The sequence below is a fragment of the Rhodococcus sp. P4_F3_2 genome (assembly GCF_056401335.1).
Genome location: NZ_JBFUJN010000027.1, coordinates 24,015 through 44,206, shown reverse-complemented (window position 1 = coordinate 44,206; position 20,192 = coordinate 24,015). Strand labels below are relative to the sequence as shown.

The window sequence follows — 20,192 nt, the reverse complement described above, 5'->3', positions numbered from 1 at the left end:
GCCGCGATTGAAACTGCAAGCTCCCTCGCCGATAGGGTTGATCGGTGAATCGAGCAATTCCTCTGAAGATGTTGTGTGTACTGGCACTGATTTCCGCAATCGCTCCACTGTCCATCGACATGTACCTGCCCGGCCTACCTTTGATGGCGGATGCACTCGACACTACTGCGGCCAGCGTTCAACTCACGCTGACCACCTTCATGGCAGGCCTCGGAATCGGCCAGCTGATCATCGGTCCCATCTCCGACGGACTTGGCAGGCGACGAATACTGCTGGCCGCGACAATCGTCACGGCACTGAGCGGCGCGGCATGCGCGGTGGCGCCGAACATCGAGTTTCTCATCGGTGCACGACTCGTCCAGGGCTTGAGTGGAGGCGCTGCCATCGTTCTCGCCCGCGCTTGTATTGCCGACCGAGCGCGTGGCGACGACGCAGCGAAGCTCTTCAGCATCATGATGATCATCGGCGGTATCGCTCCCGTGGTCGCGCCACTGATCGGCGGCGCACTTCTCGGCCCCGTCGGATGGCGCGGGATCTTCTGGGTCCTGGCTGTCGCGGGCGCTGTGATGGTGGCTGGTGTCGTTTTGCTCGTTCCCGAGACACTTCCACCCGAGCGACGCCATGGCGGTGGTTTGAAGGCCCTGATCTCGAATCTGCAGTACGTGGTCCGGAACCGGCACTACCTCGGATATGCGCTCGCATTCGTCTTCGGATTCGGCGCCTTGTTCGCGTACATCTCCGCGTCACCGTTCGTCGTTCAGAATGTTCTCGGGCTGAGTCCGTCACAATTCTCGATCGTGTTCGCAGTGAACGCCACCGGAATGGTCACGGCAGCGATGATCACCACTCGCCTGCTCGGTCTCGTCGGAGCTCGCACGCTGCTGCGTTTCGGGGTTTGCCTGCTCCTCATTGGTGGCGCCGTATTGTTCTGTACCAGCGTGGTTTTCAGTTCCACGAATACATGGCTGATCTTGGTCCCGCTGTTCGTGGCGATTTCGAGCATCGGGTTCATCATGGGCAATGCAACCGCTCTCGCCCAAGGAGAGGTCACCAACGCGGCCGGAACTGGTTCAGCCCTGATGGGAGCGGGCCAGTTCGGCTTGGCAGCGCTGGTTTCGCCGTTGGTGGGAATTGCGGGAGAAGACACTGCCGTGCCGATGGCAATCGCAATTCCCACCTTCGGAGTTCTCGCGGCCGTTGCGCTCGTGTTGCTGACTCGCGGCAAGGCCGCCGCGAGTTAGTTTTCGGCCGCGGCGAGTTCGGACTTCCAGACCCGGAAGCCTTCTTCGGTGCGACCACGACGCCAATAGCCGGAAATAGAAGCAGCCGCCGCCGGGACATTTCGTTCCTTGCGAATGTACGGCCGGAGGTTGTGCATGACGGCTTGTGCTTCACCGTGAATGAACACGTGCGGTTCGCCCGGCAACCATTCGAGTGCCTTGACCGCGGCGACAACCGGAGCGTTGTCGCCAGCTAATTCTTCGCCGACAGCATCGGACGATGCTCCGCGATGCAGCCAGGTCACGGCAATACCTTCTGGGGCATCGAGCGCGATTTCGTCTTCCGGCCCCCCGACTTCGACGACGGCGTAGCCGACCGCATCCGGCGCCAATCTCGCTATCGAAGCAGTAATAGCAGGTATTGCGGTCTCGTCTCCGACGAAGAGATACCAATCAGCGGATGGTGACGGCGAAAACGCGCCACCCGGTCCACGCAGGGTAATCTCAGCGCCCGGCTGAACGGACGCGGCCCACGGACCTGCGACTCCCATGTCGCCGTGGACGACAAAATCGATTGCAATCTCTTTGGCATCAAGATCGTACGAACGAATCGTGTAGGTGCGCAGTATCGGCTGATCAGGAGTGCCGAATTCGATCTTTACATAGGAATCGCTGTATTCGCTGGGAGTGAAGGACTCGAAGCCCGGTCCCCCGAGAAACACTCGCACCATATGGGGAGTCAATTGTTCGGTCCGCAGAACCGTCAATGCAGTTGTCGGCTTGGCCACAGAAAGATCCTTCCAAAAGTTAGTGTTACCTAACTAAGGTACACGACAATTGCAGCGCATGGACAAAATGCCTCCCCCGGCACATCCGCCCCGCGCGCGACAGACCACGGTGCGCAACGAAATAAACCGACCACTCTGCCGGGTAAATTCGTCGGTGGCAGCCAAATTTCCGAATCAGGACTCGTGCATGATCAGGCAGCACATCGCTATCGGAGAAATTCAGCAAAGCAATAGTAAAATACGCCTCTGGCCCCCGGCGAGGTTCGCCAGGGGCCAGAGGAGATATTAATTCAACCTAGTGTGCAGCGTCGAAAGCGTCGATGATTTCCGCTTTGATACGCCCGCGCGGAGCAACTTCGTAACCGTTCTTACCCGCCCAATCACGAATGGCCTGGAGCGTCTCCTTGGAGCGGCCAGAACCCGACGTGGCCTGCGGAGATGCAGCCTGCGCCTTCTTGCCACGCTTCCCGCTCACCTTCGCCGCCGCCTCGACGAACGGCTTCACCGCAGCGTCGAACTTCTCTGCATTGGTGGCGCGCAGATCGATCACGTAATCCGTTCCCTGGTAAGAGAACTCAATTCGATCACCGAATCCATCGTCAATCGGCTTGCCGTCAAGGTCGTCGATGAGTTGCCGAATCAGCTTCTCAGCCATTGCACTCCTCTTTCAATGATCGATTCAATTCTCCTTCACAATACACAGATAGAGCGTTGATGAACAAAAGAAGTCCGGAAACCTGTGCCATTTCCGAACAGACTCAATGGTCCGAATTAGCAGCGGGTTAACGACGCACCAATCAATACCCGCACTCAGGGGATCCAGACTAATCAGACTTCAAAGCACATTGACCTGAGACTTTCCTGAGGCCCGTTAAATTCACGGCCAGGTCTGCAAAGCTGGGTCGAGAATAACGCTGCACACAGGCCGATCGAGTTCACGAAAAGCAGTCCTGACGTGCAATTACCAGCATCGCGAGGGTATTCGAGTTTCGTTCTCGCCGAAACGGTTAGTGGGCATCGCCACCCGCCCACCGGACGAGCACAATCAAGTTCACGCGCTACCGTGTCCGAAACCATCCACTCGAATCCGAACTCGCAAACCCCTCGAGTTCGAGCAGAGGAAGAGTTGCACGAACCTGCGTTATGAGCAATCCCGATTCCTCGGACAGCTCACGCGTACTACGTGAACCTGTTCCCGGCAATGCTTCGTATACCAACCGAGAATTGCCCCGCAATGCGTCGATGTCACGTGTAGCGGCTGCATCCTCCGCGGAATCCCCGACACCAAATGGACCTGACGCTTCGACTACATCCACGGCATTGGAAACGAGTTGCGCTTCACCTTCGCGGATCATCCGGTGACATCCGGTCGACGATGCCGAAGTAACCGGCCCGGGCACCGCCATTACCGGGCGGCCCAATTTCCGGGCCCAATTGGCGGTATTGCGTGCACCACTGCGCCAACCCGCCTCGACCACCACTACTCCGTCCGACAACGCAGCTACCAGTCGATTCCTTGCCAGAAACCGGAACTTTGCAGGTGTTGTGCCCGGTGGATACTCACTTATCACTGCACCCGAACTCGCTATCTGTTTGAGTAGTCGCGCATGCCCTGACGGATACGCTCGATCGACCCCACAGGCCAAGACAGCCAGTGTGTTTCCACCTACGCCCAATGCAGCGCGGTGCGCGGCCCCGTCGATACCGAAGGCCGCCCCGGAAATCACGGTCCATCCGTCGACAGCGAGGTCACCGGCAATCTCTGCCGTCACGTGTTCGCCGTACGCAGTAGATGCTCGCGTGCCGACAATCCCAACCGATCTCTCGGTCAGATCAACCAAATCCCCGGACCCCAACACCCACAGCACAAATGGCGCCGTCTCACCCCCGGAGGCATCGAGTCCGTCGAAGGAAAGCATTCGCCACGCCGGCCAATCGGCGCAGTTCGGTGTTACAAGTCTGCCACCCATCGCCTCCATCAGGTCGAGGTCTCGTTGGGCTGTGTCGATGTGAGCGCGGGCTCGCGTCTTCTCCTCGATCGCGGGTGGCAGATCGCCGTTGCGGACCGCCCTCGCAGTTTCTTCGACCCCGAGCTCGTCGATCAACATGGACATATACGCGCTTGGGCCCTGCACGACGCGGGACAGATATGCCCAAGCGAGTAGTCGCGGATCGTGTGCAGTCATTGGAATCCCCTGTCTCGGAAGTCGAGTGCGGTGACAACTTGGTCTGGTCCGGGCATCGCCTCACCTGCCAGATCGGCGACACTCCAGGCAACCCGCAACGCTCGGTCCGCACCACGAGCAGTGATCACACCTTTGCGCAGCGCCCGTTCCACCGGCGCCAGCGCCGCACGCGAGAGTCTGAACTTCTGTCTCAACGCCGGCCCTGGTACTTCCGCGTTGGTCCGCCACCCGTACTCACTCCACCGCTGGGCTGCAGTGTCTCGAGCCGCCGCCACGCGCGCACGGACATCGCCGGTACTTTCCCCTACTTCGTCGATCAGCGCTCCGGTTGCAACGGCCTGCATCCGAACCCTGATGTCGACTCGGTCCAAGAGTGGACCGGACAATTTCCCCAGGTAACGGCGACGCGCCGCGGGTGCGCAGACGCAGTCCGCGTCTCGCGGCGGCGCGCATGGGCAGGGATTGGCGGCCAGGATCAGCTGGAACCGCGCCGGGTACCGCGCAACTCCGTCCCGCCGGGCGATTCGCACTTCCCCGTCTTCGAGTGGCGTGCGTAGCGCTTCGAGCACCTTCACCCCGATCTCGGCACATTCGTCGAGTGTTGTAAACCACCCCACATCGTGAGATAATGAGGGTAGGTAACGATCAATGCAAGACCAACGAAACACACTGCAACACAACACATCAGCTGCAATCTATTGCCGCATCAGTCGAGACAAGACTGGAGCCGGCCTCGGAGTCGAACGGCAAGAGGGAGATTGCCGCGAACTGGCACAGCGCCTCGGCGTCACGGTATCTCACGTACTCGTAGACAACGATCTGAGCGCGTACTCAGGCAAGCCCCGTCCGTCGTACCTCAGCCTCCTCGAACTCATGAGAAACGGTCAGATCGGCATGGTGATTGCGTGGCACTCGGATCGCCTACACCGATCGATGGTCGAGCTTGAGGAGTACGTGACAGCGTCAGAAGTTGGTGGCGTCACAACCCACACGGCGAAGGCAGGACCATTGGATCTCTCCACCCCTTCAGGTCGGCTCGTAGCCCGCCAACTCGGTTCGGTCGCGAGGTACGAAGTCGAGCACATGATCGAACGACAACGATCAGCCAAACTGCAGGCTGCCAAGTCAGGTAAGTATCTGGGAGGCCAGCGACCCTACGGGTTCGAACCTCAGCGAACTGCCATCAGAGAATCCGAAGCAGCCGTTATCCGTGAGCTTGCGCACAGATTCACCAACGGTGCTTCCTACTGGTCGCTCGCAATCGACCTCAATCAGCGCGGGATACTGACACAACATGGCAAAGACTGGAATGCCCTAAAGATCCGGAACCTTCTGATCCGCCCGATCAACGCTGGCATCGTGGATCACAAGGGTGTCGAGTATGTGGCCGAGTCAGCAGCGATCCTCACCAAGGACGAATGGGATGACCTTCAGGCTGCCATCTCACTTAGCAAGCGGACGTCAGTTCATCCTGGCCGCACTCGTAAGCATGTGCTGCAGGGCTACTTGTTCTGCGGTCTGTGTGGAAAGAAGTTGTTCCACAAGTCAAAGCAGCAACGCGACGGAAGCTACAAGACCACCGCAGCCTGTGGAAAAACCGACTCGCAAACGGGCAGACCGAACGGTTGCGGGAAGGTAAGTCGAATGGTCGAGCCGATCATCGATCTGTTGTCTGACTGCATCATGGCACGTCTGGAGTCACCAGAGCTTGCTGCTTCGCTTGCGACTTATGAGAGTGACACAACAACTCTCCGGGAACTTCATGTGCGTCAGCGGGCCTTGGAAGGCCGAAGTGTCGAGATAACCAACGACTACTACGTCAGCGGGCTACTCAACCGTGACGAGTTCGAGCGAATGAAGTCGTCTGTCGACCTCGAGCTTCGTGCGGTTGAAAAGTCGATACAACAGCAGACATCAAGTCGAGTCACGACTGAAGCCGCAATCGAGTTTCGAAGCAAGTGGGTGAACTCTGGAATCCATTGGCAGCGAGATCTATTGAGCACGCTCGGAGTTGAGATAGTCGTCCACCCACGACCCACTCACGAGGGATACACCTACCCAAAGTACAAGGACAAGTGGCGATTTGATCCAGAACTGATCGAAATCAAGTGGAAGGCTTGATGACGTACGCTGCACCTACCAAAGCCGCTTCCGCAAACGGTGACAACTGCACGCGTGGTGTTACGAAATGAGCGGGTACACGCTCAAGCTCAGACCTTATCGGGCCTTTCATCTCTTCCCATGCACTGACTGCAATGCCACCAGACAGCACAACGGTTTTCGGCTGAAAGGTACTGCAAAGTTGAACGATGTACGACCCCAGTCTAAATCCGAACCGCTGCCTGCCCGCACTGGTTCCATACTTCTTTTCAAGATCAGCAAGTCCCTGTGAGCCGAGCGCCCACCAAACCGAGGGATCGGCTGCACTGGTGTTCTTCAGCTGTACGTCACCAATGTCCCAGTTTTCACCTGAACACGGGCGAATTACTCTGCCGCCAGGATCAAGTAGACCCATACCGACAGATGTACCGAGAGACAGCGAAACCGCCCCCAGTTCAACACCGCTCATCTGGTTGATCGCCTGAGCGTGCGCCTCACCATCGTTCATTACTGCCACTGGGCAACCGAGAATCTCAGACAGCCTCGACTTGAACTTTCCTTCGCTCCAAGGCGCGCTTCGACTTAATCGCACGTATCCGCTTTTGCTATCGACAAAACCTGCAAGGGAGATCGCGACGGCGGACGGCGACTGCGTGCAATCGCGAATCGCATGAACCAGGTCGTCAATAGATTTGACGCTCTGCCTAGTTGGCGCTGAGATGTTTCCACGTTCAAGGACTGCGAGACGAACCCCTGAACCCCCAACGTCTACAACTACCGATGTCATTTGGCCTCCTGGTGCGAATTATCTTGGACCGTACCAGCTTCGAGCGCGTCAATCCGTGATAGAGCTCGTACGAGTTGCTGCTCAAGGTAACTCACGCGCGTAGCAAGGCCTTCGAGTGTTGGGTTGCCCTGGTCAACGGTCATCCCCTCAGCGCGCATTTTCAGGACGACATCGATCTGCTTTGCGAGAAGTTCACATCCCTTGTTGATGTAACGGGAGTACGTGCGCTCAGAAATGCCCATAAGCTTCGCATACTCTGCCTGCCGGACCGTCAGGTGTGCATCTAGCTCGGCACCGAAGGTTCCCGGCATAGCAAGGGCATTTGCGATTGCGTCTATGTACGGGTTGCCAGGAGGTACCAAGTCAATCGCTTGCTGTATCAGTTCGACAATCTCATCGTAGGATCTACCAGCAAATTGCCCGGAATCTGATCTGCGATCAGGATTGGCCTTCCTGAAAGCTAAGCCCGGTCCTGCGCACATTGCCCTTAGCGCGACCATCTTTTCTGTATACACATCCGACATCTGCCCATGTTACCAGCCAGCATATGACAAACGCTGTCTCGGTCAACACAAGCCATCTCTTGTCTTGGACATAATCTGTCATGTACTGTCCGGTGCATGGCAGAAAAGAAGAAGCGCCCGACCAGTGCGCTCGATCAGCTGGCCTATGAAATCGGGTTCAACGAGGCGATTCGGCAACCGAGTCGCGAAATCATTGGACGACGCGTTCAACACACCGACGAGTTCGGGCGGACGTGGATCGAAGAAGAAGTCACTATTCGCGAGTACTGAGCTAGAAGGAGAAATCATGGACTCCATCATTGGCGCAATCGAAATCATCATCGCGCTTGCGGCCCTCACATCGTTTTTCTGGATTCCTGCGCTCTACCTGTTCCTCACACGCAAGAAGCGCGCCAAGCGCGCATATGACAAGCGACTCAAAGACCTCGCGGTCGAATGGAAGCTCGGACAGATGGACGCCGAGATGCTTCTCGAAGCACGAAAGCGTTACGGCTTATGATCAAACGCCTTCCCTCCGTTGCTTGGTCGGTGCTCGTCATCGCGATCGCTCTTTCGATCGCGGTGCCGGTCATCCAAGCAGCAGCTCCCCTGATCATCACCGTGGTCATCGTGGTTGCCGTCTCGGTCATCGCATGGCGAGCCGCAAAGTTCTACCTGCGTCTCTAGCCGTCACTTTCGTCAAGTGACGAATTATCAAGAGTGTGTCAAGCTGGGAGTAGACAATGATCGAACGTCTACTCCCAGTCTTGCACCCACCAGATCCCCTTGAGAGGGGCGATTCCTGATGGGCTTCTTCTCGAAACATCAACACGCGTACGACACTTCGCGTGACTCGTTCATCCTCACCTTCCAGCCTGAGCTTCCAGAAGAACGTGTCACTGCGTTTCTCCGCTCGATCKGCACTTCACTTCTCCCCGGCTCTCACGCCTTCGATGGCACACCGACCAWCGTCTTCGAGGTTGTCGTCTCCCCCAGCGGGATTCAGCACATCATCCGTTTTCCGAAGGGGAAAGGGCAGTACCTCATGAAGATGCTGCGAACTTCGGTAGACGGCATCGGATACCAGGAGTACGACGACAAGGTTGCTTACAAGTACGACTACGGCGTCTCGATCAAGATGCACAACGGGGCAAGAACTCTAGCCTTGGCGAGCGAATCTGATTACAGCGCTCGGCTTCTCGGCTCGATGCAAGACGCCGTCGAAGACGGCGATGAACTGATACTGCAGTGGGTGATCCGCCACTCCAACGCGAAACGAATCGCTCACGGGGCAGAGAACGTCTCAAGTGCCAACACCACCATCTGGCAGGCCTTGATGGGTAAGACCATTGCGAGTCCTGAAGAGATCGGTGATCGTCGGGCTAAACAGTCCGATCAAATGTTCCTCGCAACGGGACGAATCGCCGCGAAGGCCGCCAACCAGCAGCGAGCAGCTCGTCTCGTGAACGATGTTGTGACTGCGCTGACCAGCSAATCGGGTGCAGCTTACTTCAAGACGAAACCCGTCGATCCGGTGAAGCTGTCGGATCAAATTGAGTTTGCCCGCACACCGTTGATCATGACTGCTGAACTTTCGACCAAGGAGCTGAGCGGAGTCATCGCCTGGCCCATGGGTTCTCGTGTGCCTGACATTCCAGGGTTGGTCAGAGGGACAACACAGCACCGCCCACCGACAAACGGGGTTCCTCGAAGTGGGCTGGTACTTGGTCGCAGCACGATGCCCGGAGTAGAACGCCCGATCGCACTGGATTGGGAGAAAGCGCTCACTCACCTATACATCGGTGGGGCAACTGAAGTCGGTAAGACAACGCTTGCTGAACGACTTTTGCGGCAGACGATCGACAAGGGCTATGGGGCTTTCGTGTTCGAGTACGAGGGCAACCTGCTCAACAAAGGGCTCAACCAGGTTCCCGCACACCGACTCGATGATGTGATCGTTATCGACTTCACTCGAAACCAGTTCCCGGTGGGGTTGAACATCATCAAGCTCGGTTCGCCGAGTCTAGTTGCAGGACAGCTCACTACCCTGCTCGAAGCGATCTACCCCGACAACAAGAGCGTCTACACACGAAAGTTGATCAGCCACATCATTCCCGCACTCGAAGTCGTCCCCAACGCGACCCTCGCAGACGTCTTGGTTATGGCGAACCCGCGCAACCCCGTTGAACTCGCGTGGGCACGCGATGTGGCCGGCAAGCAGAAAGATCGCCCGATCAAGCAGTTCCTCACCGACTGGCTCGGCAAGAGCAAGGAAACACGAGAGAAGGACAGTCAGGCACTTGAGAACCGACTCTGGGAAATCTTGACGCCTGCAGAGTCCCGATACTTGGTGACTCAAGAAACATCGTCGTTCGATCCGTTCGACGTGATCAACAACAACCGTCTGCTGTTCGTGAACTTCGCAGGAGTATCGGAACAGGTCGCATCGTTGATCGGCAGCTTCATTGTCTCTGCGCTGTGGCGAGCCGCAAGTGCATCAGCCCCCGAGAAGCCCAATCTGATGTTCATCGATGAGTTCCAGTACTTCAGCAGACTGAACTCGGACTTCGAGGACATGCTTGCCACCGCCCGTCGTAAGAAGCTCGGACTAGTCCTAGCAACTCAGTACGTTGAACGCCTCCCGACCTCAACTCAAGACGCGATTGCAGCGAATGCCCGTTCAAAGATCATCTTCCAGTCCAGCCCGAAGAGCGCGCAGATACATCAACGTGACTTTGCAGATCGAACCATCACTGCAGAACAGATCGTCAACCTGAAAGCGTTCGACGCCCTTGCCCGAATCAACACCAAAGAGGGCACGAGTAGGCCGTTCACGATGCACACCTATCCCGAAGCGATCGGCTACGGGCACGGCCAACGCGCCTTCCAAATCTCGGAGCAGAAGTACGGAAGGAGTATGGAGTCAATCGATGCTGCGGAAGTTCAGCGTCGTAGACCCACTACGCCAACGCAGCAGTCGCACAAACCTATCGGCACTTCAACATACGACGTGCCCGACGATCAGAACCGGGAGATCAAAGATGACGCTGCAAGCTGAAGCAGTCACCACGATTGAGAAGCTGGTCGAAGATGCGCACGAGATGGCAAGTGCTGTAGACGACTTACGCGAAGAGAATCCAGCACTCGCGACGATCATGCTTGTCAGCCTGAATGCCTATTTGGAGCACATTCAGTTCCGCATCAACCAGGCCGTCCAGCATTCACCTTGACGACCCGTCAGGAGTGATGTCGATCGAATCGAACACGGTTCCCTAACAGCCACTTTGACCTTCGATGATGGGATCAACACGATGGATGACAGCACCAGGATCAACGACCTACAGGCAATGGTCGAAGCAGCGGAACGACTTGAAATGCACGCCGAGTCCGTCATGATCGAGTGCCGAGAAATCGCACACGAAGCGCGCCGCATGATGGGAGATGAGATTGATCCGAACAACTATCTCGACTCTCCAACTCGCGCACGCATCCAGGCAATCACTGGCGAAGTCGATTCACTGGCGAACCATGACTTCATCCGAATCCGAGATACCTTGAGAGACTTCACGCACATCAGGTAACGCCCCATCACGTCGATCTACGACCGAACCCCAGCAACGAAACCGTCTGCTGGGTTTCGGTCTTTCTGGCTACGCCTGCGTGAGATCAGAAGGCCGCTTACCAAGATGTTTCGCCCACGCTCGCTTACCTTCGCGCACTTCCTGGTACTTGATCGGCTGGCCCGGTGTGAGCGGGTCGCGTCCATCCTTACGTACCCAGTCAAGTGGAACCCAGGCGTTACCGTTCCGTCGGGCGATCAATGCCGGAGCTGGTGCATACCAGTTGCGCTGCAGGGCAAATGACTCAAGCTCGGACAACGAGTCAGACTCTTTCGCAGGATCGAGATCGGTGATCATGAAGTATCGACTCGACTTCCAGACTCCGTATGTTGGCATCCTCACACCTTACTGAGTGCCCACGACAATCACGTTCACTCCAGCACTCCCCTACTCGTCTCGTTGGAATGCGTTCTTCAGGGGTGACAAACCCCAGCAGCACTCCCCTACCCCGCCGATCCTCCACGGATTAACAGGGGTGAGCAGACAAAAAGACTCCCCCAACCAGATTTCAGCCAGGGGAGTCTGATGCCACCACATATAGCGGCGGAGAAGTGGTGCAGAGACGCTAGTGCGCTGCGTCGAAGGCGTCGATCACTTCAGCCTTGATACGCCCACGGGGTGCAACCTCGAAGCCATTCTTCACAGCCCAGTCACGAATCGCCTGAAGCTGTTCCTTTGAACGACCGGAACCACTTGCGGCATTGGGTGTTCCACTTCCCTTGCGGGTCTTGCGGGCCACGCCAATCTTCTGCGCAGCTTCGATGTAAGGCTTGAGCGCCTTCTCTAGCTTGTCCACATTCGAGTCACGCAAGTCGATCGTGTAATCGGTTCCCTGGTAAGAGAACTCGACCTTCTGACCGAATCCCTCGTCAATGTCATTTCCGTCCAGATCATCGATCAGTTGCTTGATGATGCGTTCAGCCACTTGGCTCTCCTTGGATTTGAACAACTAATTTACTCAGTGGAATTTAGCGTATCAGAGCTTGCAGGAGACGCCGTGCAACTCGCAGGCCTTACATATCAAAAGCGCCCGACAACACGTGTCAGGCGCGACGCAAAATGCTTTTGAGAGCTAGTTAGTGCTGCTTCGTTTGAAGTATCCAGCTGCAAACGCAACGATCGCGGTGATTGCAGATGCAACCTCCGCACTGAGTTCGACACCGAACTGTCCGGCAAGCCAGATGAGTACGATTGCGACAGATCCACCGATTCCGGCTGCTGCTACTTTCGATGTTGGGGCTGATGTTGGTTGATCGTATGTATGGTTCATGTTCACCTCCTTATTTCAATCCTGGTATGTATTTGCTGACGAACTGCCCAAGCCTGCGTAGGAGCGATTCGCCTGCTTCTTTGTCTGCGCGCTGCACGCTTTCGAGTTCCATCTTCCGTTTTTCAAGTTCACTGTTTTTCTCCAACGCAATTTCATTATCATCTCGAAGTTTTTCCAGTTGGGCAGTCAGCTCTGGAGAGACATCCGGTCGTTGAATTAGTTGAGCGATTCTTGCGTTCGCTTCCTGCAGCTGAGCGTTGACTTGATCGAAGTACACGATCTTGTGATTTTGATTCAACCACTCCTCACTGCCTCGGAAGTTATCCATGGCAGATCGCGGCGTCATCCCCACCATACTTCGCGCTGCTGCATCATTTTCAGGTTCGCGGTGCAATCCAGTTCGATACAGTGCTACTCCATCGTCATAGTTCATAACTTCACCTCCTCCCGCTATTGCGGAACTTAAATAGTTGTTTGGATTCAAACGGCCGGACCATCCGTTCTGCCAGTTCGTCGGCTTACCCCAGAATTCGAAATGTAGGTGAGGACCTGTGACTTGGCCGGTGTTTCCCGAGTATCCGATTACCTGTCCTTGACTCACTTGCTGACCCTGACTCACTGCGAACCGACTCAGGTGTGAGTAAGCGCTGTAAATGTCGCCGTGGTCGAGAAGAATCGCGTTTCCGGCTACTGACAGGAACCCACCATGATTTGCTCCTGGTCCTGCGAAGCTAACTCTTCCGTCGCCAGTCGCCCGTACAGCAGTTCCTAGAGAGCATCCGTAATCAATGCCCGTATGACCCAGTTGCCCAAGCGACCTGTAGTAGTCGGGGTTCTCGCCGAACTGTTGCGTGATCCGATCCGAAACTGGCGTTAAGAATCTAGCCATGTCACCTCCTATCTATCCTAATTATCTCCGTCATGTCCTGGCTCTGAACTGCACCCCAAATGGCTAGGCCCACCAGGCTAAGCACGAGCACCCTGGTAATCCAATTGGTTGCAATGCTCCACGCTTTGAGCAGGCCTGCCAACTCCGTGCGCGGGACATATGTGTCCTCCACTTGTTTCTTATATGCAGTGAAATCCTCAGTCTTGACAACTGCCAGATTGTCAAGACGCTCAATGATCCGACGGTCATTCTCAACCATCTCAGCATGTCGTTCGTCCGAATGTTTAATAACAGTCTTAATAACTGCGACATCCGTGACTAGCTTGTTTATCTTCTCTTGGTCATTCATTGCAATTAATTATGACCCAAAATGATCACTTCACTGCCTGACGCGAAAGCATTGCTCGTTCCGGTTCCCTCAAAGACTGATATCGAGTTGATCGCTTCGGTGGAATTAGCCCACTTTCCCGAAACTTCCGACTTTGTCGAGATGTTGACGGCAGTGAGCCCGCCAGATTCAACGCATTCTCCGAAAATCATTTTTTCCCGGTTTGCGACATTGACGACGTTCAACCAAGTAGATTTTGGATATGGCCCGCCGCTACCTGTAGCAACGAAACTGCTTCCAGAAACCGTGTTTGTAACTGTCCCGTTATTTCCATCGTAACGCCAAACATAGTTTGCCGATGTGTCTCCATTGAAGCGGATATACATATCGAGTGCAGCACCACCTGGCCACGCGGTGACTATAACTTGCATGTATTTCCTATATGGAATACCTGAGACAATGATACTTGTTCCGGATGATGCTATCGTCGTTCGAGCTATCTCCTCCCACCAGACACCCGCACCGGACCCTCCAAAATTTATTTTCGTCGACGACACTGAGGCGGGTGGCAGATTTGCAGCGACAGCGGGTGCAACTCCTGCAACCGTCGTCTTTTTATCGGTATTTGAAGTGACATCCCGCACTAAAAGTATGTCTTCTTGCGCGACCGGTGATTTTGAAGCGTTGTCTGTAATTTGTTTTGCCATATTCAGTTGTTCCTCTTTATCGCTAATATAACATGTTAAGACGGAGTTGTAGGTAGCTGTTGGTATTGTTCATTCGACAACCCCGCATCCAGGTCCGCGATGATCTCTGCCATCCCCTCTTGAAGAGTTCCGAGCGTCAACGTGATCAGCGTCGAGGTGTAGTTATACCCGACAATCTGAAGAAGTTGCGTGTCCACGAAGTTCCCAAAGTTCCTAAAACCAACCATCTGCCCCAGTTTGATGCTCTCGATGTCATACACGCTCGACGGGATCGTGATTGTCGATGTCCAAATCGGGCGGCCATACTCACTCATTACTTTGCTGGCATAACGCTGAGCACTTGCCGTGAGGGTGAAGCGTCGGTCTGTTATTCGGTGTACTCCCAGTTCAGAATCGGTAATTGCCGCAGTATCGGTATAGACCTTGAAGAGTGTGCCGCTGCCTGGATCACCACCCACGAAGTAGACCTTGTTTCTCAGATCCTCTGCAGACTTCTCAATGTCGATGTCCGCCAGGTGTTTTCCCTTAACGAAGATGTGGTCTGCCACCGTGTTTCGCTTCTTGATGTAGAGCAGGTTCTCCCCCACATCGACGTACCAGAAGTAGCCATCTGGGGTCTGCGAGTAGAGGCTCTTGATCCCCTCAAGTTTGGTGTTCAGCTCAAACTTCATCGTCGGCGTTACGCCTGTGGTGTCGATTGATCCTGTGGTGTAACCGATTCGGCCAGGGTTGGTGTCGAGGACACTCTTGGCGATTGTAGCGATTTCAGTAGACGGATAGGTCACGGTGGTCGCTGCACCGCTCTTGATCAGCTCACCCTTTGTCAGCTCGACTCCGTGCGAGATGAGCGTCGCTTCTACGTACTCCGTGTCGCCGTAGTGAGCGCGGTACTTCATGATCTTGCCGCTGAAGACTCGCCGGCCCATTGGAGCACCCGTAGAAACGATGTAGGGATCGCCGTCCTGATCAACGTACGGCTCGCCCTTATCGTCAACGAGGGGTTCATAGCCTCCGTAGTGAGCGAAGATGTCCACGCCGAGACCGATCTCGATGTCCGTGTCTGGACCGACAGTGTTTGCTGTGGTGCTGGTGACGACGTATGGGTCGCCGGTTTGATCGGTATATCCCACACCAGCTTGATCGGTGAGTGGTTCGCGCAGTTCGATCGTGTTCTCAGCAGATCGCGCCAGTCTGATTGTGGTGGTAGTTCCTGGTGTGAGGATCTGTTGGGAGAAGGTCAGATCGTCTGTGATGTCCGTGAGTACGCGCATGAACTGCCCGGTCTTCGAATAGACCTTGGCTACATACTCTTTGGTGTTCTCAACTCCGAGGTCTTCCCAGTTCACTGGAGGCGGTGGAGGTGGTGGCCCTTGTGTGATCGTTGGCGATCCATAGCCGGTTACCGACGCTGAGTTTCCAACGTCCCAGATGTTCATCGTGATTAGCGGTGGCCCTGCCGCATAACCGGAGGCTGCGCTAGTCGGGGTGACCGTCACTGCTCCAGCTGTCAGAGTTGGCGATCCATAGGCGACTTGAGAATTGGTGCTATCGACTGAAATTGACGACGCGTACTCAGCAGGGGTGAGTTTCTTGGAGGTGAAGGTGCCGGGAGTTCCTGAACCACCCTGACTTACTGGTTGAACAAACCCAGTGTCGCCATACCCAGCAGCTCCACCCGACCCACCGTTGACGAACTTCGCCGCAGTATTAGTGAGCGTGTCTGCGTAGAAGATCGAGATGTTTCCACCCGATCCCCCACCACCGCCGAGTCCTGGCGATCCCCAGAAGTTGGTTGCACCTGACTGCCGGAGCAACCGCCCGCCGTTACCACCATTGCCGCCCGCCGATCCACTGGTGATGATCGTACCGTTGAGAACAATCTTCCTAGCTCGGATGACAATGTGGACACCTGCGCGTCCTGCGATACCTCCAGCACCTCCACCGCCATTTGATGCCCACGAGTAACCTGCACTCCCAGTTCCACCTTGATCAACAACTGAACCCGAGCCGTCGGCACCACTCTCACCGTATGAGGTTCCACCCCTACCACTGTTGCTGGTGACGGTCAGGAAGCGAGTGCTGTCCTTGCTGATCGTGATCGCGCTACTTCCCGACCCACCGCCCGAGTTCGAGCCCGCGTTTCCGTTCATGCTGAACGTGCCATTTGAGTTGCGTGATTGCCCTACGCCTGCGCCACCGGATATCCCGTACCCACCACTGCCGCCACTGCCGCCGAGCGGTCCTCCGCTGAACCCTCCTCCAGCGCCTCCACTACCAAAACCGAAGTTCGCTGGACCATGGTCTGAGTAATAGGAACCCACAGCAACGCCAGGTGATGAGTAGGTGACTCCATCTACTGTGAACGACCAGTCCGCAGAGCCAGGGTTGACCTTGCCCGACACATTGATCGTGCCGTTCAAAGTGAAGGTGTCTTGCACTGCAATGAAGAGAACCGATCCCGTAGTCGATGCAGTACTGAGAGTCGCACCCGCTGCGATCGTGACGTTCGTGAACTGGTGGATCTGATTCAACGGCAAGTTCTGAGTGCCCGACGCTACGTTGAGTGCGCCGTCTGATCCGTCACCGAAGTAGTAGATCACTTGGTCGAGCCTTAGATCTTGAAGATCTTATTTGCCGCGTTTGACCAGGCTAGATTCAAGTCACCACCGTTCGGGGTGAWGGGAAGCCCGGTACCTGTATCCATGTAGTGGATCAGTCGTGAGGTGCTTGCTGTTCCTGTGTCCTTGTACAGAACAATCCCTTCAACACTCGCGCCACCGAGTGCGGCGAACGTCAGGTCGTCTGCGTCGAAAACTCCGTTGGTCACGGTCTTGCCAGTCAGATTCCCACTCGTTGCTACTCGCGCTGGTGTTGGGATGTCACTCAGGTTGGCGTGAGTCGCCAGGTTCGGAGTGTAGGTACTCGTATCAACAAGTACTGCCTTGATATTGTTGGTCGTCAGGACGATAGATCCGTCCAGAAAACCTTCTCTCGCTTTGTCATACAAACTGTTGGCCATTGAATGTGATTTCCTGTTTACTGCTTTCCCTCAATATACGACGAGCGCTCTGATCGTCCTATAGGTGAATGATGTTTAGAGCCAACGTCTTACGTAGATCGACTCGATTGTCACGTCGCGAGCAGTGAAGTCGTCGCTGTATGCGATCACGCCTGGTCCGACCACCCAAACCGGGAACTGCCCTAGGTAATCAGTCGGAGCGCTGTTGACGAAGATCGTCTTACGAAGACAATCGATCTCGATCGTGTCCCCCGCTGCCCAGTTACGCGTGACTGATACTCCGCGCATGGTCGATCCATTCGTCACGGTGATTCGCTTGGCTGTCCCACCCGTAAGTGTGTTGATCTTCAGCTTGATCACTGGCTCGGCTTGATACGTGCCGCCAACGCTGACGCCGAGTGAAGCCGTAGAAGTCGCGACGTTCGACGGGCTGAGAAGCGCCGTATTGTAGGTGTCAGAAGCAACGCCAGTCGGGCACATGAAGTCCACCGAGAAGCCCGCCGTGTTGTGACCACTTGTGCTGATGATGATGCCTTGAGCAGTTGAAACGTACCGCCTGATGTCACCACTGCGAGCGATGTCGAAGGCCTGATTCGGCTGCATCATCGCTGTGTTGAACGCGTCGATCAACTTCTCCGTCTCCTCACGGGTACTCCCCCTGATTCGGCCGGCAACGGTAAAGGTCTTCGGTTCAAAGTTCGTCTTCACGATCACAGCTCCGTCCGCACCAGCGAGCTTGTCAGCCTGCACGTTGTTCTTCGGCGGTGAGTAGACGTCCGTGTCCGTCGTAGTGATCTTGTCGGTCTGGAGGTCAAATGCTCCGTATTTCAGTGCGATTGCGCTCATTACATGCCTACCTTTGCTAGTCGTTGTGTTGAATCGAGTCGGTTGAAGAACGCGTCAGACGCCTCTTGGTTGTTGAAGGTGAAGTTGCCCGACAAGATGTTGGTCACTCCCCCGCCATCGCCGCCCGAGTTCAACTCGTTGCGTGTGCGGTAGGCCTGCGTCACTTGAGATCCACGCGGCATGTTCACGATCTCTGGGCCATGCTCACCGACAAGCGTTCTACCGCCTGGTGAGTAAGCCGTACCGATTGCGTTCTTCAGTCCTGGTGCGGCGTTCATCGTTGGGAGTGCAGATTTGAACTCACCCCTGTTGCGGGCTTCCGCAGCTTCGTTAATTCGTCCAGCCAAGTTTGACCACTGAGCGGCTTCACCTGCGACTGCACCACCAATACGCTCAGAAGTAGCTTTGACTGCACCCTCTGCCTTCGCACGGTTGTCCTGCGCTTGCCTCGCCTCCTCGGTCTTCCGCCTAACGTTCTCGTTGGCCTCAGCCAGTCGATTCTCGGCCTCCTTCAGTTGATACGCAGCTTCCCTAGCCTCGAGCGACTTCGGCCCATATTGTGCGACCGCATCGTTGTAGGCACGTTGTGCGCGTTCAACATTGAGATTTGCACCTTCGGCACTTAGCACCGCCCCATTGAGGGCATCCTGAGCGAGCTTGGCATCGCGATTCGTTTGTGCGAGCCGATCTTGCGCAGCCTTGTGTGCGTCGATGGCAGAAGAGGTTTGACCTGACGAAGCACGCAGCGCATCCATACCAAACCCGAGTGCTGCGACCACTCCAACGACAGCACTGATCCCCAACACGACTGGGTTCAGGTTAAACAGCGCCAGTGCGGCGCTAACTGTCGGAACGACGCGAACAAGTGCAGCCAAGTCCGCAACAACATTGCCAACCTTCATCGAGACGAACGCAAAACCCAATGCTGTTGCCGCAGCTTGGAGTAGACCCATATTGCTCGAAGCCCAAGAGATGAAGTTGAGTAGGATACGACCCCCGCCTTCGACCACATCAGCCATGGCGTTACCGATCTTGGACAGCGCGTCCTTGATCTTTGGTTCGCTCAACTTCTTCGACAGTCCCTCGACGCCCTTGGTGAGCCGATCAAATAGACCTCCCTGCTTAACCAGAAGTGGGCCACCATCTTCGATCTGGGAATAGTCGATCCCGACAAGCGAGAACGCTAGGTTGCGAACTGACCCTGTGAGCCCAGAGAGCTTCCCGGTCATTGTGTTGCTCATCTGTTCGATCGCATCTGCCGGGACCATCTTCGCCATCGAGCGGTTGAAATCCTCAGCACTAATTGCGCCTTCTTCCATGCGCTTCTTAACATCTTGAATCGAAATACCAAGATCTTTGGCGAGTGCAGTGGTGATCGGGACACCATTTTCGATGAGCTGAAGCGCATCCTGCGCGTACAGCTGGCCAGCAGCATTCACTTGGCCGTATACGACAGCAAGGCGACTCCAGTCAGCACCAGTGGTGGCTACCATGCCTCCGAGTACTTTTACGTCGTTCTTCACTTGCTGCGCTGTACGTCCGTAACCAAGTAGGGTCTTCGCTGCGCTTGTTACGTCTGGGAACGCAAACGGTGTACCGCGGGCAAAGTCATACAAGTCTGTGAACAGGCTCTTCGCCGTGGCCGCATCGCCGGTCAGCGCTTTGAAGGATGCAGCGGTGTTCTGCAACTGAGCACCGGAGGTCAGTCCGAATCCAATAAGTGCAGCGCCTCCGGTTACCGCTGTTGCCGCTGCTGCTCGTATTCCCGTAGAAATAAAGCCGAAGTGACTTGTGAATTTATCTGCCGCCTCACGGGACTTATCGGAAACACTTTCGGTAGCTCCGTTGATTTTGTCGGCCGCACCCTCAATAATTCTGGAAGCTTGGTCTTCGGCGGATATGGTGATCTTGATGTTCTTATTCGCCACT

Annotated in this window: 23 protein-coding genes and 2 pseudogenes; 8 read left to right on the top strand and 17 right to left on the bottom strand. The window is 55.7% G+C overall.

Going from position 1 to position 20,192, the window contains the following annotated elements; all coding sequences use genetic code 11:
* The first annotated feature begins 68 nt into the window (after positions 1–68).
* Positions 69–1,241: a multidrug effflux MFS transporter gene (locus AC1DWA_RS25005; protein WP_477845985.1), complete on the top strand. Its 1,173-nt coding sequence runs from the start codon at positions 69–71 to the stop codon at positions 1,239–1,241.
* On the opposite strand, the gene AC1DWA_RS25000 is transcribed toward AC1DWA_RS25005, so the two are convergent.
* The 4 genes and pseudogenes from AC1DWA_RS25000 to AC1DWA_RS24985 form a co-directional block, all read right to left on the bottom strand.
* Entirely contained in the window at positions 1,238–2,008 is a 771-nt protein-coding gene (locus AC1DWA_RS25000) for a siderophore-interacting protein (protein WP_019747982.1), read from the bottom strand. The two genes, AC1DWA_RS25005 and AC1DWA_RS25000, sit on opposite strands and share 4 nt — an antisense overlap.
* A gap of 295 nt (positions 2,009–2,303) precedes the next feature.
* The gene (locus AC1DWA_RS24995) at positions 2,304–2,663 is read right to left on the bottom strand and encodes a histone-like nucleoid-structuring protein Lsr2 (RefSeq protein ID WP_003942721.1); all 360 of its coding nucleotides are present in this window, start codon (positions 2,661–2,663) and stop codon (positions 2,304–2,306) included.
* Positions 2,664–3,066: 403 nt separating this feature from the next.
* The gene (gene dprA, locus AC1DWA_RS24990) at positions 3,067–4,194 is read right to left on the bottom strand and encodes a DNA-processing protein DprA (RefSeq protein WP_020907367.1); all 1,128 of its coding nucleotides are present in this window, start codon (positions 4,192–4,194) and stop codon (positions 3,067–3,069) included.
* Positions 4,191–4,793, bottom strand: a pseudogene (locus AC1DWA_RS24985) (ATP-binding protein); the annotation flags it as partial. The pseudogene AC1DWA_RS24985 and the gene dprA, both read right to left, overlap by 4 nt.
* Positions 4,794–4,842: 49 nt before the next feature.
* Here AC1DWA_RS24985 and AC1DWA_RS24980 point away from each other — a divergent pair.
* Complete coding sequence (locus tag AC1DWA_RS24980; RefSeq protein WP_477845902.1) at positions 4,843–6,315, top strand: recombinase family protein; 1,473 nt, start codon at positions 4,843–4,845, stop codon at positions 6,313–6,315.
* Here the strand turns inward: AC1DWA_RS24980 and AC1DWA_RS24975 are convergent.
* Both AC1DWA_RS24975 and AC1DWA_RS24970 read right to left on the bottom strand, forming a co-directional pair.
* On the bottom strand, positions 6,299–7,081 hold the full coding sequence (locus AC1DWA_RS24975) for an ROK family protein (RefSeq protein ID WP_477845901.1): 783 nt from the start codon (positions 7,079–7,081) through the stop codon (positions 6,299–6,301). The two genes, AC1DWA_RS24980 and AC1DWA_RS24975, sit on opposite strands and share 17 nt — an antisense overlap.
* Positions 7,078–7,605, bottom strand: coding sequence for a hypothetical protein (locus AC1DWA_RS24970; RefSeq protein WP_477845900.1), 528 nt, complete (start codon positions 7,603–7,605; stop codon positions 7,078–7,080). The genes AC1DWA_RS24975 and AC1DWA_RS24970 overlap by 4 nt, the downstream gene beginning before the upstream one ends.
* Positions 7,606–7,701: 96 nt before the next feature.
* On the opposite strand from AC1DWA_RS24970, the gene AC1DWA_RS24965 reads away from it, so the two are divergent.
* From AC1DWA_RS24965 to AC1DWA_RS24940, 6 genes are all read left to right on the top strand, one after another.
* On the top strand, positions 7,702–7,875 hold the full coding sequence (locus AC1DWA_RS24965; RefSeq protein WP_477845899.1) for a hypothetical protein: 174 nt from the start codon (positions 7,702–7,704) through the stop codon (positions 7,873–7,875).
* Positions 7,876–7,891: 16 nt separating this feature from the next.
* Entirely contained in the window at positions 7,892–8,104 is a 213-nt protein-coding gene (locus AC1DWA_RS24960) for a hypothetical protein (RefSeq protein WP_477845898.1), read from the top strand.
* Positions 8,101–8,271 carry a hypothetical protein gene (locus tag AC1DWA_RS24955; protein ID WP_477845897.1) on the top strand — a complete coding sequence of 57 codons (171 nt, stop codon included), beginning with the start codon at positions 8,101–8,103 and terminating at the stop codon, positions 8,269–8,271. The genes AC1DWA_RS24960 and AC1DWA_RS24955 overlap by 4 nt, the downstream gene beginning before the upstream one ends.
* A 118-nt stretch (positions 8,272–8,389) precedes the next feature.
* On the top strand, positions 8,390–10,642 hold the full coding sequence (locus tag AC1DWA_RS24950) for a type IV secretory system conjugative DNA transfer family protein (RefSeq protein ID WP_477917155.1): 2,253 nt from the start codon (positions 8,390–8,392) through the stop codon (positions 10,640–10,642).
* Positions 10,626–10,814 carry a hypothetical protein gene (locus tag AC1DWA_RS24945; RefSeq protein WP_477845895.1) on the top strand — a complete coding sequence of 63 codons (189 nt, stop codon included), beginning with the start codon at positions 10,626–10,628 and terminating at the stop codon, positions 10,812–10,814. The genes AC1DWA_RS24950 and AC1DWA_RS24945 overlap by 17 nt, the downstream gene beginning before the upstream one ends.
* An 81-nt stretch (positions 10,815–10,895) precedes the next feature.
* Positions 10,896–11,165 (top strand): hypothetical protein, encoded by a 270-nt coding sequence (locus AC1DWA_RS24940; RefSeq protein WP_477845894.1) that lies wholly within the window; start codon positions 10,896–10,898, stop codon positions 11,163–11,165.
* Between the two features lie 69 nt (positions 11,166–11,234).
* On the opposite strand, the gene AC1DWA_RS24935 is transcribed toward AC1DWA_RS24940, so the two are convergent.
* From AC1DWA_RS24935 to AC1DWA_RS24885, 11 genes and pseudogenes are all read right to left on the bottom strand, one after another.
* A complete protein-coding gene (locus AC1DWA_RS24935) occupies positions 11,235–11,540 on the bottom strand; it encodes a hypothetical protein (RefSeq protein WP_477845893.1) in 306 nt (101 codons plus the stop codon).
* 229 nt (positions 11,541–11,769) lie between these two features.
* Positions 11,770–12,129: a histone-like nucleoid-structuring protein Lsr2 gene (locus tag AC1DWA_RS24930; RefSeq protein WP_042951599.1), complete on the bottom strand. Its 360-nt coding sequence runs from the start codon at positions 12,127–12,129 to the stop codon at positions 11,770–11,772.
* A gap of 147 nt (positions 12,130–12,276) precedes the next feature.
* Positions 12,277–12,474: a hypothetical protein gene (locus tag AC1DWA_RS24925; RefSeq protein WP_064444459.1), complete on the bottom strand. Its 198-nt coding sequence runs from the start codon at positions 12,472–12,474 to the stop codon at positions 12,277–12,279.
* Positions 12,475–12,484: 10 nt separating this feature from the next.
* Positions 12,485–12,907 carry a hypothetical protein gene (locus AC1DWA_RS24920; RefSeq protein ID WP_477845991.1) on the bottom strand — a complete coding sequence of 141 codons (423 nt, stop codon included), beginning with the start codon at positions 12,905–12,907 and terminating at the stop codon, positions 12,485–12,487.
* Between the two features lie 96 nt (positions 12,908–13,003).
* Positions 13,004–13,363 (bottom strand): annotated as a pseudogene (locus AC1DWA_RS24915) (M23 family metallopeptidase); the annotation flags it as partial.
* A gap of 1 nt (position 13,364) precedes the next feature.
* Positions 13,365–13,712, bottom strand: a complete 348-nt coding sequence (locus AC1DWA_RS24910) for a hypothetical protein (protein WP_477845892.1) — start codon at positions 13,710–13,712, stop codon at positions 13,365–13,367.
* A 5-nt stretch (positions 13,713–13,717) separates the two neighbouring features.
* Complete coding sequence (locus tag AC1DWA_RS24905; RefSeq protein ID WP_477845891.1) at positions 13,718–14,398, bottom strand: hypothetical protein; 681 nt, start codon at positions 14,396–14,398, stop codon at positions 13,718–13,720.
* 35 nt (positions 14,399–14,433) lie between these two features.
* The gene (locus AC1DWA_RS24900; RefSeq protein WP_477845890.1) at positions 14,434–16,998 is read right to left on the bottom strand and encodes a hypothetical protein; all 2,565 of its coding nucleotides are present in this window, start codon (positions 16,996–16,998) and stop codon (positions 14,434–14,436) included.
* 11 nt (positions 16,999–17,009) lie between these two features.
* The gene (locus AC1DWA_RS24895) at positions 17,010–17,417 is read right to left on the bottom strand and encodes a hypothetical protein (protein ID WP_477917153.1); all 408 of its coding nucleotides are present in this window, start codon (positions 17,415–17,417) and stop codon (positions 17,010–17,012) included.
* Positions 17,418–17,492: 75 nt separating this feature from the next.
* Positions 17,493–18,263, bottom strand: a complete 771-nt coding sequence (locus AC1DWA_RS24890; RefSeq protein ID WP_477845888.1) for a phage distal tail protein — start codon at positions 18,261–18,263, stop codon at positions 17,493–17,495.
* Entirely contained in the window at positions 18,263–20,191 is a 1,929-nt protein-coding gene (locus tag AC1DWA_RS24885; RefSeq protein ID WP_477845887.1) for a tape measure protein, read from the bottom strand. Before AC1DWA_RS24885 ends, AC1DWA_RS24890 begins: the two co-directional genes overlap by 1 nt.
* Position 20,192 lies beyond the last annotated feature (1 nt).